The following is a 19,082-nucleotide window of genomic DNA, read 5'->3' as shown; positions in this document are numbered from 1 at the left end:
GGGCGTCGCTGGATGGCACGCTCAACACGAATGGCTTCAACCTCGCGCCGGGCTACGCCTTCGACGTCGCCGCACACGGTTTCGTAGGCATGAGCTTCCGCTTGCAGACTTATCCCGGCCTCACCGCCTGGATCAACCGCGACTTCAGTGGCCTGCGCGACGCGCTCTATGCCGTGCATCCGGATTGGCGCACGCAGGGCCTGCTCGATGGTGGCGTGTCCGACCTGGACAAGGTCCAGCAGGGTCTGGCCGCGCGCTTCCGCTCCACCGATCCGGAGGACATCCTCTACAAGATCGAGATGCTGTCGGAGTCGTTCCAGATGAACGTGGTGGCCGCCGCCACCGCGCTCACCCGCGACGAGTTCATCGCCGAGCAGACCGCCTACGCGCTGCGTCTGCGCACAGCCGTGCTGGCCGACGCTTCCGCGCCGAGCAACCTCGCCACACTCGCTGCGGACGCATCGCAGTGGGTCAACGGCTGGCTGGCCGCGCTGGAAGCCTCCGGCATGCTGCTGCCGGCTGACCAGGCGCCGCCGATCACCACCAATCCGCAGGTGGTCAGCCTCAACGCCACGCTCGCGGCTGGCATCCTGATGTCGAAGGGCGGCGACAGCTATCGCACCCAGGCCGACATCCTCGGCTTCTTCGCCAAGGTGCAGCAGTGGTATGGCGACACTTCGACCTATGCCGGCGATCCGAATGCGGCCAAGGGCCCGATCGATCACTACGAGACGCGCACGGACGACGAAGGCGACGAGATCGAAGTGCCGGTGCCCGCGTTGGCCAATCCGGCCGACTACGACCAGCACGTCGGCCGCACCCTGCAGTTCGAGAACTTCCAGATCTTCGTCGGCAGCCAGTCGGAACTTGAGTACCTGCGCGCGCAAGGCTTGCTGGACGAGAAGTTCAATCCGCTGCCAGGCAAGAGCCTCAACCTCACCCAATATCTGCAGCTCGTAGCGCAGCAGGCCGGCGCCACCAACGCGGCGATCAGCGTGCAAGGTCCGCAGGGCCAGGCCGTGGCCACCGATGGCAGCGCCTATGTGCCGTCTGCAACGCCGCTGCCATACACCTTCGCCTTCAGCAATCCGACCGGCCAGGGCGTGGGCCAGATCCGCATCGTGTCGCAGCTGGATGCGAACCTGGATCCGCGCTCGGTGCGCCTGGGCGATCTGAAGATCGGCGACATCAACATCCACGTGCCGGCCGATCGCGCCAACTTCCAGGGCGATTTCGATTTCAGCGGCAGCAAGGGCTACATCCTGCGCGTGAGCGCGGGCGTGGACGCCGAGACCGGCATCGCCACCTGGCTGTTGCAGGCGATCGATCCGATCACCGGCGAAGTAATGCAGGACGCCACGCGCGGCCTGCTCGCCGGCAGCACGCAGGGCGGCTTCGTCAGCTTCACCGTGTCCGCCGCGGCCAGCGCCGCGTCGGGTGCGAAGATCGCCATGCAGGCACGCGTGCTCTTTGACCAGACGCCGCCGATCGACAGCGCCACACTCAACGTCACGCTGGACGCCAAGGCGCCGACCACCACCGTCGCCGTCACCTCGCTGGGCAACAACGCCCAGGGCGCACCGACTTACGACGTGAAGTGGAACGCGCAGGACGACGCCAGTGGGATCCGTTTCGTGACGGTCTACGTCGCGACCAACGGCGGCGACTTCAAGATCTGGCAGCGCCAGGTCGGGCCGGGCACCACCGAGGCGGTGTTCACCGGCGAGGCCGGCAGTCATTACGAGTTCCTCGCCGTGGCCACCGACCTGGCGGGCAACCGCGAGGCGGCCACGGTGAGCAATGCCGTGCTGCCGGACGACGGCGCGCGCCAGCAGGTGCTGGACGGCCTCGGCGTCACACCGGGCGTCGACCAGACCGCGCAGGTGCCGCAGGCGACGCCCGATCGCAGCTACGCCAGCAATCCGCTGTTCCAGCAGGCCACGCAGATGCTGCCGGGCCCGGTGGCGAGCGTTAACGCGGGCGATCTCACCAACGTGCTTGCGCCGTTCGCTGCGCGCGGCTTCGCCGACGGCTTCGCCACCGGCAGCGCCGATATCGGCGCGATGGCGATGGTGCAGCTGGCCGACGGCTCGATCCTGGTCAGCGCGGGCCAGCAGCGCAACGAGGTGTACCGCTACGGCAAGGACGGCGGCCACAACGTCACGCCGCTGTTCGTGCTCGATCAGCCCGTGCTCGACATGGCGGTGGACGCCTACGGGCAGCTGTGGGTGATGACCGGCAACGAACTGCTGCAGGTCGATGCGAGCAGCGGCGCGATCGTGCGCCGCATGCAGGGCCCGAGTCAGCAGCCGTTGACACATGCGCTGGCGATCCAGCCCGGCACCGGGGACATCTATGTCTCCGACGGCGACGGCATCGAGGTGTTCCACCCGAACCAGACCGATCCGAACCGGGCCTGGCAGCACTTCAGCAACACCCGCGTCGGCGACCTCGCCTTCGGTCCGGACGGCCGCCTGTGGGGTGTGCGCTGGACCGGCAGCGACATCGCCGCCGCCAGCCCGAGCGGCACGACCGACATCGTCAGCTTCCCGATGAGCGGCATCACGCTCGGCCGCGCGGAACTGGAGTACCGCCTCAACGGCGTGGTGGACAGCATCGCCTTCGGCGCCCCCGGCTCGCTGCTCGACGGCGTCCTGGTCGCCTCCGGCGCCCTCCCCCAGCACGTGCAGACCACGGGCGTGACCGACACCACCACCGGTTCGTCGGTGTGGATGATCGAACTGCAATCGCGCCGCGTGCTGCAGGTGGCGGGTGGCGGTACGCAGGGTGAGGCGATCCTTACCACGGCGGATGGGCGCATCCTCGTGGCCGAGACGCACCATATCGATGAGATCGCACCGGCGCGGGCGCCTAAGGTGATTGCGACGAGTGTGCCGGATGGGGCGCTGGTGCCGTTGCCGCTGGGCGAGATTGCGGTGCAGTTCGATCAGGATATGTGGCTGGGCAACGGCAGCTCGGCAGCCGATCCATCCAGCGTGCTGGATGCGCTCAACTACGAGCTCATCGGCAGCCAGAGCGCCATCGCACCCAAGAGCGTGCGCTGGGATGCCTCCACGCATACGGCCTACCTGGATGTGAGCGGCCTCACCCCAGGCCATTACCAGCTGACTATCAGCGGCAACCTGCGCAGTGCCATGCAGCTGCGCATCGGCCAGGACGCCATCAGCGGCTTCACCGCCCTGCTCAACATGAGCAGCCAAGTGCAAATCGCTTTCAGCAACACCCGCGCGGACCGCAATACCGGCGCTGTCAGCTATGACGTCAGCCTGACCAACATCGGCACCGACGACCTGCGCGGCCCGCTGGTGCTGCTGCTCGATCCGGGCAGTTATTTCAGCAGCGCCATCACGGGCGCGGCGCAGGGTACGGGCGACCAGACGCAGCTATGGAGCATCGACCTCACCAGTGCCTTGCAGGCCCTGGGCGGCAAGCTCGCCGTCGGCGCCACGCTGTCGAACATCACGGTAAGCGTGGTGCCGCTCAGCCAGTTCGGCGGTGCGGGCCCCCTGGCAGACCTGGCCAAGTTCAATCTCGGCCACAGCGTGTATGCCGCGCCGCAGGCCAACCTGCCGCCGGCAATCGGGCCGGTGGGCAGCGCGGCCAGTCCCGATACCTTCACTCAGGGCGCCACGGTCGGCCAGGCCTGGACGGCCCAGGTCGACGCCAGCGACGCCGACGGCACCGTGTTCTATTGGCAGATCGTGCAGGGCCCGGCGGGCCTCACGCTGACGCCACCCTCGGGCAGCACGGCGGGCGCCGACGGCGCGTATCACTCGACCGCGACGCTCAGCTGGACGCCAGGCGCCCAGGCCGACGCCGACACCGTGGTGATCCTGCGCGTGCAGGACAGCCGCGGCGGCGTGGCCCTGCGCACGCTGCACCTGCCCGTAACCAACGGCGATCACGCGCCCACCTTCGCGGCACAAGGCAATGTGACGCTTACCGAAGGCCAGGCGCTTTCGCTGCCGCTGAGCGCGTCTGACATCGACGGCGACCCGCTCACCCTCAGCGTGACCAACCTGCCGCCCGGCGCCGTGTTTGACGCGCGCACCGGCGTGCTCAGCTGGACGCCGACCTACGATCAGGCCGGCATCTATCGCAACGTGACCGTGCGGGTCAGCGACGGCAAGACCACCGTCAGCGAACAGTTCGACATCGCGGTGGAGCAAGCCTTCTCCCAGCCGGTACTCACACCGGTGCCGGCGCAGACCCTGCGCGAAGGCGACGCCTTTGCCCTGCAATTGGCCGGCAGCATGCCGGGCGGCCTCAGCAAGCCCGACGGCACGACGATCAAGCTCAGTTACTCCGCGGCCAACCTGCCTGGTGGCATGCAGCTCAACCGCGATACCGGCTGGCTGAACTGGACACCGGGCTACGCCCAGCATGGCAACTACAACGTTGTCGTGACCCTCACCGCCATCTGCACCCTGCCCGACGGACAGGTGGAGCGCACCAGCACGCAGCAAACCGTGCAGTTGAACGTGTTGAACGTCAACGGCGCGCCGCAGTTCGACCCATCATTGAACCAGAGCTGGAACACGCTGGAAGGCCAGCCGCTGCAGATCAACGTGTTCGCCTTCGACCCCAACAATCCCGGTTTCGTACCCAAGGTGCGCCTGCGGCCAGGCGGCCCGCTGGTGGACCAGGAGGGTGGCGACAGCACGCCAGCTACCGTCACCTATCAGGTACTTGGCTTGCCTGCGGGAGCCACCTTCGATCCGGATACGCTCGACATCGACTGGACGCCCACCTATACGGAGGCCGGCACGTATCACGTGACGGTGATCGCCACCAACGATGGTGACGGCACCGGTGTGCCGGCATCCACGCAGGTGATCATTCCCATCGTGGTGGCCAACTCGACGCGTGCGCCGTTGATCGCACCGATCAGCAACGCCTTCGTGGATAAGGGCGCCACGCTGGATATCCCGTTCGATATCACCAATGTCGACGGCAACCCGATTCAAGTGAGCATCAACGGCTTGCCGCGTTTTGCGAGCTACACCCAAAATCCGCCCAGCGCCAACGGCCATATCACCGGCACGATTCATTTCGCACCGGACGACAACGATCGCGGCGATTACACCCTCACATTGATTGCCCAAGACACGGGTGGCAGCACACCCAATCAGGCCCAGGCAACGTCGGTGAGCTTCGTGGTCACCGCGCGCAGCCTCACCGAGCCGCCGGTGTTCAACCTGCCGCAGCAGATCTTGGCCGTGGCCGGGCAGCCGATGAGCCTACCCATTGCGATCACCGACGCCGATCAGGACGCACTGCACCTGAGTGCCACCGGCTTGCCACTCGGCGCACAGCTGACCATGCAGGCGCAGTACGGCCAGGCCGTGTTGACCTGGACGCCGACCAGCGACGACATCGGCCCCCACGACATCACCGTCACCGTCACGGACAGCGGCCTGCCGCCGCAGGACCAGGGTTACACCAACCCAGCCAACCCGGTGCCGAATGTAGTCAGCCACACCTTCCGTATCGTGGTGCGCGCCACCGACACGGCGCCACAGTTGCTGGGCATACAGCTCAACGGCAACGCCGTCATCGACAGTGGCGATGTTTCGGTGCCGATGGTGCTCAACGGCAGCGAAAGCAGTCCGCTCAAGCTCGACCTGTTTGCCAATGATGCGGAATCCGACCTGATCAGCTGGAACGTGACGGGCCTGCCTGCGGGCATGACGCTCAACGTCCCCAGCGCCGCCAATGGCAATCAGGCCACGCTGAACTGGACGCCGGGCATGTTCGCCGCAAAGAGCAGCAACCTCGTCGGTACGCATCCGGGCGTCTATCGCTTCACGGTGACCGGCAGCGACGGTGCGACCAGTTTCACCCGCACCTTCGAAGTGCACATAGCGCACGTCGACAACGCGCCGGTGATCTTGCCGATGCCGGTGCAGCTGGTGAACGAAGGCAGCACGCTGTCGTTCAACCTGCGCAGCGCCGACGCCGATGGCGACCCGGTGCAGATGAGTCTGGTGTACGACGACAACACCCCAGCCGGCGTGTCGTTCAACCCGGCCACCGGTTATTTCGAATGGACCCCGGGGTACGACGTGGTGAACAACGCCACGGCCGCCAGCAAGGATTTCACCTTCACCTTCAAGGCCACCGACGGCACACTCGCCACCACACAGACCGTCAGTGTGCGCGTGTTGGACGTGAACCGCGCTCCCGCGCTCACCGTCAGCAGCCATGCCGTGACCGTAGGCCAGGCACTGAGCCTGCCGATTCAGCTCGGCGGCACCAACAGTGGCGGCGGCATCTATGCCATCGATCCGGACGGCGCGACGCAAACCGCTGGACTCACCGTGAGCTTCAACGGCCTGCCCGACGGCGCCAGTTACGACGCCCAGGCACGGCGCCTGAACTGGACGCCAGGCCCGGGCCAGGTGGGTGATTTCATCGTCACGGCGATGGTCAGCGATGGTCAGGCCACCGTACAGAAGACCTTCACCGTGCGCGTGGTGGCGGATGCCTCCGCCAACGCACCGAGCATCCTGGTCGACAGCGTGCCCAGTACACCGGCCCTGCCCGGCCAGACCCTGCTGGTCACGGTGCGCGCGAGCAGCTTCAGTCCGATCGCCAACATGGTCGTGCAGGTGCGCGGCGCCGCACTCGGCAGCGATCAGTGGCAGACCGTGGCGCTGGACGCCAGCGGCCGATTCCATCTGCAGGCGGCACAGCCGGGGCTGATCGATGTACGCGTGATCGCCACCGACGCGGACGGCTTCAGCAGCACCAAGGACAACCAGCTACGCGTAAGGGATCCCGCCGATACGCAGGCGCCCGCGATCAACTGGCTCGGCGCATTGGCCGGATCGACCTCCACCAGCCAACCGGTTGAAGTGGATTCGCCGATCGCGCTGCAGGCCACGCTGCAGGAAATGCAGCTGATGGGCTATCGCCTGGAGATCGCCGTCGCCAACAGCGACCAGTGGCAAATGCTCGCACAAGAAAGCGACGACGCCACCAATGTCAATCAGGCGCTGGCCCTCGGCACGCTCGACCCGGCGCAGTTCCGCAACGGCGTGTACCAATTGCGGCTCACTGCGTGGGATCTCAGCGGCCGCACCAGCGAGATCGATGCACGCGTCACTGTGGATACGGCGCAAAAGAGCTTCAGCCAGCAAAGTGCGAACGACGCCACCTTCCAACTCGGCGGCCATGCATTCACGGTCAATCGCGCGCTGGACAACAGCGCCGGCGCCTACTTCGGCAATTGGAGCTTGACCGGCTTTGCCACCCATCTCAGCACGGATCAGCTGGCCACGACAGCCACCGGCGCAACCGCGGCGTGGGCGACTGGCGCGCGCGTATGGCTGCGCATGCCGAGCAATCTCAGCGACGCCAACGCCAGCATCCAGAACCTCAGCTTTACCCTGGGTACCACATCCACCCCCCTGCCCGGCGGGCCCGGTGCGCCGGTGGTGTATCAGGCCAGCTTTGGCCATGACCAGGGTTGGCAGTTGCAGGCCGTCGACGGCGATCATCTGCAGCGCCAGGGCAACCATTTGTACGACCAGATCACCGGTCTGCCGTGGGTCCCGGGCGGGTATGTGCTCACCGCGCCGGACGGCACGCATTACAGCCTCGACGCGCAAGGAAAGCTGACCGACGTGGTGTTCGCCGATGGCGCGCACTGGCTGGTATCGGATGCGGGCATTGCACTGGCGGATGGCCAGGTCACCGATCGCGTCGATATCGTGCGCGATGCACAGGGCCGCATTGCACGCATCACGGGCCCGCTGGATGCGAATGGCCATGGCCGCAGCATCGTCTATCGCTATGACATGCAGAACCGCCTCGTCCTCGTCCGCGCGCTGGACGACACCGGCATGGGTACGCCGTATGGCTATGACAGCAACAGCCTGCCGTACCAGGACAGCATCACCGCCAACCTCGGCACCGCAGCGAACTGGCTGGGCAACAGCACGGCGAACCAGTGGAGCGGCAGCCTGCAGGCGGGACAGACCACCTCCATCGCCTTCCAGGTGCGCGACAGCGAACTAGCTTCGACGGTGAAGGTACCCGGCAGCACAGGCGCCATCATCCTGGCGATCTCCGCGCAGTTCAGCGATGCATCGTCGAGCCTGCAAGTGGTCGGTGGCATCGTGCTGGGCGATACCGTGCTGAACGGCGTGCACACCCTGCTGGTACGCGTCACCCAGGCCGGCATGAAGCTGCTCCGCCTCAGCGGTACGGGAACCGCGAATATCAGCGTGTCCATCGCGGGCGATCTCAATCGCGACAGCAAGATCGACGGCAGCGACAGCGCAGCCTTCGAGCAGGATCTGGCAACGAAAAACCTCGCCGGCGACCTCAGCGGCGATGGTGTGGTCAATCAGAGCGATCGACAGATCCTCTACGCCAACTACGGCTTCCAGGCCACTTTGCCGCCGCAGCCGCTGGCGAATCTGCCGACCACACTCACGCACGTGGGCCTGGGCACCAGCATCGCGCTGGATCAGGTGGCGGTCGACTACAACGGTTCACCGATCTACTGGCGCATCCTCAGCGTCAGCAATGGCAGCGCCAAGATCAGCAGCGATGGACGCTCGATCCTGTTTACGCCGACCGCGGGTTACAGCGGCGCCGCCACGGTGGTGGTGCAAGCCGACGACGGGTACGCCGCCGGCGCCCCGATATCGCTCAACATCAATGTAAGCGCCGCCAGGTTGATCGCGCTGCACGTCGACCGCATGCCCACCCTGAACACCGGCACGGCGCAAGCCTTGCACATCATCGGTGACTTCGAGGATCAGACCGGCGTCTCGCTCGACAGCAGTTACGTGCAAGAGCTGTCCACCGACGCGTCGGTCGCAACGATCGACGCCAACGGCTTGATCCACGGCGCCGGCAATGGCCATGCGGTGATCGAGATTTCTGCCGGCAACGTGTTCGCCGTCAATGCCTTGACCGTGGGCATTCAGCCCAGCGCACCGTTCGTCGACGGCCTCGGCAACGAGCTGGACGTGTTCCCGCCGCGCTTTGACTTGCCTGAGAACGTGGGGCAGCGTCAGATCGACGTGCACAACTTCGGCTCTGTCGGCCAAGTCACCACCGACCTGAGCACAGCCACGTCGGGCACGCTGTACTTTGTCAGCAACCCCGATGTGGTCAGCGTCACGGCAGATGGCCTGGTGCAGGCCAAGAGACCGGGCACCGCGGTCATTACCATCGTCAACAACGGGCTGCAGAGCACCATCACCGTCACCGTAGTCGCGCCCGTGGTAGGCCCCACACTGATCAATGCGGCCACCGGCGGCGTCACCACCGACGCCAACGGCAATACCCTGATGATTGGCGCCGGCGCATTGGCGGCGAACACCACGGCCTCCATCCAAACGGCGGACCAGAACAGTTTCGTCACCCCGCCACCGGCGCCCACGCTGCTCAACATCGTCGCGGCTGTGAAGATCGACCTGGGCGGAGAAAAAGCGAACACCCCGTTGCAGTTGGCGATCAAGGTCGCCGGCCCAATCGACCCCGCCACGGGCCAGCCCACCACCTATGCGACCGGCACCGAGGTGATGTTCTGGCGCGAAGGCACCATTACGTCGGCCGACGGCGTGGTGCATAACACCTGGTGGCTGGCCGATACCGGCGTGATCGGTAGCGATGGCCTTGCACATACGGCCAGCCCGCCCTATGGCGGCGCACTGGGCGGCGGCAACTACATCATCTCGATGCGCAAGTCTCCGCCGGGGCCGCATGGCGATGTCACGCTCAACGGCTGGGCCTTCAACTGGCAGGTCTTCTGGTCGAACATGGCCAGTGTCGCGATGGCCAATCTGATCTCGCCGTCCGCTCCGCTCGCAGGCCTGAATCTGTTGCTGGATCTGCCCACGGCCATCTCGCAAATCCGGTACACCATCGCCGGCACGTACCAGGCCAATGTGCCGATGTCGGCACTCACCTCGACCGATCCCAACGTGACGTTCCCCGCGCTGGATCCGGCCGGCTCGGATGCGCAACCGCAGATCACCGGGTTCAACTATCAGGCGGGCAGCCACCACATCAAGCTCACCGGCGACTTCATTCCCAGCGGGCAGTCGGGCGGCAACTTCCAATTGCGCGTATGGGTACAGCCCATCGGCGATCAGCTGACCGAGCCCGATGTATCCGGAGCGGCCGCGCAGCATGGCTTGATCTGGCAGGCCTTCGACGTCACTGCCTCCGGCAGCGGACCGGATCAGACCATCGAGTTCGACATACCGAACGACGTGGCGCTGTCGCAGCACGTGATACGCGTCGAACGCATTGCCACCGCGTATGCCGGTGACGGCGACCAAGTCGACAGCGGCAGTGTTTTCACCGCGCCGATCCAGGCATACAGCCAGGTGTCGGAGGAAGCACGACGCAACACCCTGGTCACCACGCCCAGCACCATCTTCGTCTACCACTCGGGCGGCCCCGGCACAGACAGCAACAGTGCGCCGATCGCGCTCCAGGAACAGATCACCACGGACGAACGCGGCCTCCCGCTGGCCATGGCCCGAGGCACTGGGCACTGCATTACCTACTCGAAGGACGGCTCGATCGCCTACGTCGCCGGCGGTAATCAAGACATCTACGTCGTAGACATGATGACGCGCTCGGTGGTGTACACCTACCATCTGAGCACGTCCTCGCCCGGCAACATCACGGCTATGGCCATTACCGACCAGTGGCTGTACGTCGCCCTGCGTTCGGGCACCGGCGGTGCCGGCGGTCTGCTGCGCATCAATATCGATCCGGTGCACAGCGACTTCCTCAATCAGGAACAGTCGATCGATCTCGGCGGCGCAGTGCCCCCGCAGGGTTATCGCGACCTCGCCATCAACGACGACAGCTACTTGGCCGTGGTCTCGACCAATGGCACGGTGCATGTGGTCGACCTGAACCAGATCGACGACCTGGGCATCGTCGGGGCCGGTGCGGTGACCACCTTCGGCGGCGAAGTGTACGGAACGGCAAACCGCGGCAAGCTCCCCTGGTACGTCGTTTCGGGCCAGGACGGCGGCGAATTCCTGATCAGCAACCGCAACGACGTCGATAACGGCCTAGGCGCCATCACCCTCAACACCGGAAGCACCGGCCAGATCGACAGCAGCACGACCGCCAGCGGCACCGCGGTCGCGATGCGCGCGCCGGTCGGCTTCCGAGCCAATCAACACGCTTATCACCAGGACATCCAGCAGCCCGCCGGCACTGTCATCGTCACCTACAAGGGCCAGCAATACGCCCTGGTCGCCGACTTCAACTACTTTTTCAACGACCCGACCTTCGATCTGGAAAGCGGCGGCCTGCCCAGTTCACAGGTGGGCGGCAAGATCGGCATCATCCAGAACCCGTTCGGCCTCAACGGTCAACCGCCGGTCTATCTCGGTGCCACCACGCCGATCGCCGGCTGCGCGATCGACAAGCTGACGGTAGGCATGGACGGCATCCTGTATGCGGGTGTGTGGAGCTACGAGCCCGACTATGACCCCGGCGCGCCCATGACCTACACCATGTACACATGGAACGCGGCCGCTCTGGTGCAGGCGGCATTGAACTTCAATTCGCCCGATATACAGAACGCTTTCAGGGCGCGCGGCATCGACCCGAGAACCATGCCGATCGATCGCACCTACGTCACCCGGCCCGGTATCGGCGATCTGATCCCGGCCGTGACGCCCTCGCGCTACGACAACCCCACCGCAGGCCAGTTCTGGGATGGGTGGATTTTCGGCATGGCCAGTTATACGGTGCCGGGGTTGCCTGTGAAACTCGATGCCGTCAACGTGCCGGCCCCCAGCCTCGATGTGGTCACGGGCCCACCGGTAGTGCAGCCCCTGAACCTGGAGCAGTTCTTCAACCCGGACGACACCTTCGCCGCGAAGATGGTGTTCAAGGGCCTCGACCTGCTGGTCAGCGGCGGCTACATGGGTCGCTACGACCAACGCTTGCAGCAGTACAACGCCGGCCAACTCCAATACCAGGATTTCCTCACCGCCAATTTCGTGGACTGCATGAATACCGGCTTCGCCACCGGTATTTCCATGCACGCAGGCAAGCTGGTGGGCAGCACGATCAGTTTGGCCGGCCTGGGCAAGCTGGCGTCGGCCGTGGGCGGCGGCGCGGCGGCGGCGGCCACGTTCGATGCCATCCTGCAAAACGGCCTGATGGAGATTTATGACCTCACTAACGGCGCCACCGGACAACCTAGCTTCTCGTTCTCGGAGCTGTTGGAGTCGATCCTTATGGGCAGCGGTGTCGGCGCGCTGGCGCATGGCCTGTTCGCCGGCATCGGCAAGATGATCGGCATCGGTGCCGATCCGGTGCGCGGCAAACTGAGCAGCGACGGCACGCCGTCCGCCAGCGATGAGGTCCATTTCTCGCCAGCGGTCGAAGCCGGCGGGGATACCGCCGCCTTCGATACCGAAGCGCCGACGTTGGTTGGGCACGACAACGTCAGCTTCAACGGCAAATCCCTCTTCACCAGCCCCGATGCGCAATCAATGACCCTGGGCCAGGCGGAAGGCTGGTACCGCGACATGGTCGGCAACATCACCAACATGATCGACACCACCCAGCCCAAGGCATTGCAGGTGCGTGAAGCCTTGCTGCTGCGCGAGTCGATTCGCGATGCGGCGAAGAATTCGCTGATAGAAACCGATCTCGGCGCGCGCTTTGCCGAACGTCATCAAGTGCCGTCGCTGGAAGAAATCGCAGCCACCCTGAAAAAGACCTATTCGGGCGACGCCCTGTACGACCAGGAAATCAAATCGCTATGCGGAATGATGCGCGAGAACTATCCCGAGAACGATATCGGCTGTTTCGTGGAAGGCACGCCGGTATGGACGGAGCACGGTCTGGTACCCATCGAGAAGCTCAAGCCCGGTGACATGGTGCTGTCGCAGCCCGAGGCAACGGGCGAACGACGGTACAAGCGCGTGCTCAATACCTTTGTGCATGAAGACAAGGTGATTTGGCACTTGTCCTACTACGACCCGCGCAAGAAGAACATCGGGTATCTCTATGCGACGGGCAACCACCCGTTCTGGGTGCAGGACATCGGCTGGATCGCGCTGGAACATCTGAAGCCGGGTCAAAACCTGGAGTTCAGTGACGGCACCATCGCGGTGGTCTACAAATGCGAAACGCTTTATCAGACTACCGATCCGAACATCGGATTCGTTACCACCTCATTTGCCGACAAACATTCCGGCTTCCGCGTGGATCTCGAGCATGGCTTTAGCGATGTGAGTTCCGACAACGAGAGTGTACTTAGTCATCTTCAATACGACGCCCCCTACATGCGTCGGCGGGTGTTCAACATCGAGGTGGAGGATTTCCACACCTACTACGTGGGCGAGGACGGCCTATGGGCTCACAACACCAATTGCAGCGGCGCCCATCCGCAGCAGAGCTTTACCTCTACCTTGCGGGACCCGGTGCGAGGCGAGCCGATTCCGGCTAATACGGCGCACCTTTACGAACGCGAGGTCAATGACATATTCCCCAATCCGGAAAACGGGGGCATGTTCATACTCCACTCGTTCGATCGCGCAAACAGCGCAGGCGTACTCGAGCGCGGCGTATGGGGGGCTCGCGTTGACGACATGGGGGTTCATTCCGAATACGGCGTCCTCTTCAGGAACGAAGACGCCGCCGCCCATCCGGACGTGAACAACTTCAGGGCTTACGAGGGTCGCAAAGTCGAGGGTAACCTCACCACTTACATCGATCGCAAAGAATCCTGGGGGCCAATCGACGCTTTCAAAGAGCTAGCCGATAAATCAGTCAACGACGCGGTCTACACACTGTTCCGTGATACTGAAATGCTTGGGGCCAACCCCAATACCGCCGTGTTTTACGCGTTCGACTCCGACGCGGCCTTGTTGAATTCCACGAACCTCGTGGTCCAGCGTATCCTGGATAACGATCCGACGCTCATCTCGACGTTCTCGTATCCACCTTCAAAAAGCGAAGGCCTTAAGCTCGGCCCCGCCTTCGCCGACGCCGCCGATCGCATTGCCCGCATACGGCAAATGATCCAGAGCGGTCGCATCCAGTTCGGCCGCGCCGATTACGCCCACCAGGACGTTCACGTTGAAGGTCCTGCCACAACGAGCACCGCCGTGCTGACGCTGGCGCAGGTGCAGGCTTTGCTGCCATTGGCCAAGCAGTATTGGACGAATGCCGGCGCGTCGCAGGTAACGCTCGATCGTGCGACCGTGCAGATCGCCACCCTGCCCCAGGGGCAGGCCGCCATCACCGACATGCAAACCCATGCCATCACACTCGACGCCTCCGGCTCGGGCTGGGGCTGGTATGTCGCACCGGATTTCTCGTCCTTCACGGCGACCTCTTCGCCCTCGCTGTTCCAGGCCACGACAGGCTCCGACGCGGCGAACAAGATCGATCTGCTCACCGTGCTTATCCATGAGCTGGGCCACGTGCTTGGCCTGTCGGATATCTCCAGCGATACCGACAACATGGGCCAATACCTGCAGCCGGGTGAGCGTCGCTTGCCTGACGCCGTCGACACCGGCCTGCTACAGGCGGCGGGCGGCGTGCTGTTCACCGGCGTCACGGGTACACGCGTCACCAGTCCGGTGCAGTCGCCCGCAAGTGGCGGCGGCTCGATCTCGCAGGGCGTCACGCCGGCCGTGGTGAACCCGCGGCTCGAGTCCGATCACAGCTACTGGACCCAGGTCGGCAAGGTGGTTTACGGCAGTGGCACCAGCGCAACCCTGGAAGAGAATGCCACGCAACAGACGCGCCTCAACCAGGTCTTCACGCTGGGTGCAAATGATCGATTCCTGCACTTCACCGTGAGCAACCTCAATCTACAGAACCCGGGCGACATGCCCGAAGACGCCTTCGAAGCCGCCCTGCTCGACGCCCTCACCGGCGCCTCGCTCGGCGGTGCGATCGACCTCACCCGCACCGACGCCCTGCTCAACCTGCAAGGCGACGGCAGCGCGCACATCGGCCAGGGCGCCACCTTCATCACCAACCCCGACGGCAGCCGCACCTACCTGGTCGACCTGCGCGGCATCGCGGCCGGCACGGCGGTGAATCTGTCGTTCGACCTGATTGGCTTCGGCCCCGCCGGCAGCCACGTCACGGTCAGTGACGTGGGCCTGATGGGCCTGCCGCAGGCCAACGACGATCTGGTGAAGGGCCAGGAGGACAGCGCGGTCAACGTCAACGTGCTGGGCAACGACACCAACACGGCCGGCGCCACGCCGACCGTCGTCACTGGCCCGCAGCACGGCACGCTCACCCTCAACGCCGACGGCAGTTTCACCTACACACCGGACGTGCTGTACTACGGCAACGACAGCTTCACCTACCTGTTGAACAACGGTAAGGCGCAGTCCAACGTCGCCACGGTCAATCTCGCCATCGCACATGTGAACCATGCACCGGGCGCGAACAACCTGACGGTGACGCTGCAGGAGGACGGCAGCGCGATCATCGACCTCAAGCAGCTGACCTCCGACGTCGATGGCGACGCCCTGACCTACCGCATCGTCGACCAGCCGCAGCACGGCTCGCTGACGCAGAACGCGGACGGCACGTACACCTATGTTCCCAGCTCGCTGTTCTACGGCGACGACACCTTCACCTACGTGGTCAACGACGGCACGGTCGATTCGTCAAAGGCCACCGTCAGCCTGGTAGTGGTCCACGTGAACCATGCGCCGATCGCGGTCAATGCGCAGGTGCATACCCTGGAGGAACAGGCACTCGCCGGCCAGGTGATGAGCTACGGCACCGACGTCGATGGCGATCCGCTGACGGCTGCCTTGGTCAGCGGCCCGCAACACGGCACGCTCACCTTCAACGCCGACGGCAGCTTCACCTACACGCCGAACGCGCTGTACCGCGGCACCGACAGCTTCAGCTACCAGCTCAGCGATGGTCAGCTGAGCTCAGCCGTGGCGACGCTCACCTTCACCATGGATCCGGTGAATCACGCGCCAACCGCCACCAACCTCACCGCCACCGTGGCCGAGGAGGGCCTGCTAGCGATCGATCCGCGCGGCGGCGCCACCGATGTCGATGGCGATGCGCTCAGCACGGTGATTGTCAGTGGCCCGCAGCACGGCAGCCTCACCCGCCTTGCGGACGGCAGCTACCAGTACGTGCCGAACGCGCTGTACCGCGGCGAGGATAGCTTCAGCTACAAGGTCAACGATGGCACGGTGGATTCGAACGTCGCCACGGTGAAGATCACCGTGACGCCGATCAACCATGCGCCAACCGCGAGCGGCGCCAGCGCCACCCTGCCCGAGGAAGGCAGCCTGACGCTGGATCCGCGCACCGACGCCAACGACGTGGACGGCGATCCGCTTACTGCGATCATCGTCACCGGCCCGGCCCACGGCACGCTCACGCAGAATGCGGACGGCAGCTTCACCTACGTGCCGAATGTGCTCTATCGCGGCTCCGACAGCTTCAGCTACAAGGTCAACGACGGCACGGTCGATTCCAACATTGCCACCATCACGCTGACCGTCACGCCGGTGAACCATGCACCGACCGCCAATAACGGCAGCGCCACGGTGGCGGAGGATGGCGCCGCCGCCATCGATCCACGCAAGAACGCGAACGACGTGGATGGCGATCCGCTGTCGGTGGTGATCGTCAGCGGACCGGCGCATGGCTCGCTGGTGCGCAACGCCGATGGCAGCTTCACCTACACGCCGACGACGTACTACGCCGGTGGCGACAGCTTCAGCTACAAGGTGAATGACGGCACGGTCGATTCGAACGTCGCCACCATCGTGCTGACAGTGACGCCGGTGAATCACGCGCCGGTCGCGGTGAACGACACGGCCGCCACCGACCAGGGCGTGCCAGTCACGATCGACGTGCTTGCCAACGACAGCGATATCGACAACAGCACGGGCGTGAACGCCGGCTCTGGCCGGGCGGCAAATGCCGGCCTCACCGCGCGCATCATCAGCCAGCCGGCCAACGGCACGCTCACGATGAACGCGAATGGCACCATCACCTACGTGCCGAACGCTGCCTTCAGCGGCGCCGACAGCTTCAGCTACGTCGCCAACGATGGTCAGGTAGATTCGGCGGTGGCTTCGGTGACGATCACGGTGCGCGCCACCAATCATCCGCCGGTGGCCAACGACGATGCGTACAACGGCAAGCAGGGTCAGCCGCTGACCTTCAACCCGCTGACCAATGACACCGATGCCGACGGCGATCCGCTGTCGGTAGTCATCGTATCCAGCCCGACGCATGGCACGCTCACCCGCAACGCTGATGGCAGCCTGAGCTATGTGCCGACCGGCACCTGGTACGGCACCGACACGCTTACCTACCAGGCCAGCGATGGAAAATCGCTGTCCAACGTGGCGACGGTGCGTCTGGTGATCGCTTCGGCCAACCAGGCTCCGGTGGCGGCGAACGACAGCGCAACATTGCACAACAACCAGACCGCGACGATCCGCGTGCTCGCCAACGACACCGATGCCGATGGCGACATACTGACTTCGCGCCTGGTGACCGGACCCAAGCACGGCTCCCTCGTGCATAACGCCGACGGCAGCTTCAGCTACACCGCCGCCTGCGGTTACACCGGTACCGACACGTTCACCTACGTCGCCAATGACGGCAAGGTGGATTCGAATCTGGCAACGGTGACCATCACCGTGCTCGGCCCGAATCTGCCGCCGATCGCCTTCGACGACGCGGCGTACGTTAATGAGAACGGCGCGGTGAAGATCGATCCGGTCGCCAACGACTGGGACCCGAACGGCGACAAGCTCACCACACATGTCCTGTGTGGCCCGAGCCACGGCACCCTGTCGCTCAACGCCGACGGCACCTACACCTACACGCCGGATACGAACTGGTACGGCCTGGACGGTTTCGTCTACGCCGCTAACGATGGCCAGTTCGATTCCAATCCGGCGATGGTGTGGATCCGCGTGGCGCACGTGGATCAGCCGCCGGTGGCGAACAATGACGCCGTCACGGTTCGTGCCGACCAGCCTGCGCGTATCGATGTACTCGCCAACGACACGGATCCGGATGGCGATCGCGACGACCTCAGCGCCACGATGGTATCGGCACCAAAGCACGGCACATTGACGCGCAACTGCGACGGCAGCTTCAGCTACACCGCGCAGGCGGGCTTCGTGGGCACGGACAGCTTCGCCTACATTGCCGACGATGGCGAACTGAAGTCGGCACCCGCCACAGTAACCATCACCGTGTTGGCACCTAACCACGCTCCTGTCGCCAAGGACGACCAGGCCACGACTAATGCCGGCACGCCGGTACGCATCAATGTGCTCGCCAACGACACCGATGCGGACGGCGACAAGCTCACCGCGCGCATCGTCTGCGGCCCCTGCCACGGCACGCTCAGCCTCAACACGGACGGCAGCTACACCTACACGCCGAACAAGGGCTGGTACGGCACTGACAGCTTCAGCTACCGCGACAACGACGGTACGGTCGACTCGAACACGGCGATGGTGTGCATCACGGTCACGCCGGTGAACCACGCGCCGACCGCGCGCAACGCCAGCTTCCAGGTCCAGAAGGACGGCAGCGTGTGCATCGACTTCAGCTGCCTGATCAGCGACGCGGATGACGATTGCCTGACCCTGACTCTGGGCAAGGCCACGCATGGCAGCCTGACGCGCAACTACGACGGCACGTACACCTATCGCCCGGCCCGCGGCTACACGGGCTCCGATGGGTTCGCATACACCGTCAGCGACGGCAAGCTCAGTGCTACCGCCACGATCAGCCTCAACGTGGTCACCAATGATGGTTGCTGGAACGGGCAAAGCGTGATGGTGGCCGCAAGTGCGCAAACCTATGGATGGTCGGCGAGCAGCAGCGGCTATATCGTGGTCCGACGCGCCAACACCGACAGCGATGCCGCGCAGGCGATCGATTGGCAAGGCGATGCCAGTTCGACCATCGGCAGCTCGGCGAACGTCGGCGGCGCCTGGTGGAACACCCTCATGGCGGATCCGCTACCAGCGCCGGACGATCTGGCTGCGCAAAGCGGCTTGGTGGTGAAGCGGCTGAACTGA

Annotated in this window: 1 protein-coding gene (only partly in view); it reads left to right on the top strand. The window is 64.7% G+C overall.

Features of this window, described 5'->3' with window-relative positions; translation table 11 throughout:
* Positions 1-19,082, top strand: partial view of a tandem-95 repeat protein gene (locus ISS97_RS16325; RefSeq protein WP_379983551.1) — the 3' portion only. The gene continues 18,937 nt to the left of window position 1, outside the view; the window shows 19,082 of its 38,019 coding nt (coding positions 18,938-38,019); its start codon lies beyond the left edge, outside the window; the stop codon is at positions 19,080-19,082.

The sequence above is a fragment of the Dyella koreensis genome (assembly GCF_044904565.1).
Lineage (GTDB): Bacteria > Pseudomonadota > Gammaproteobacteria > Xanthomonadales > Rhodanobacteraceae > Dyella_D > Dyella_D koreensis.
Note: the sequence above shows the minus strand (reverse complement) of the source record. Positions and strands in the feature narration are given on the sequence as shown.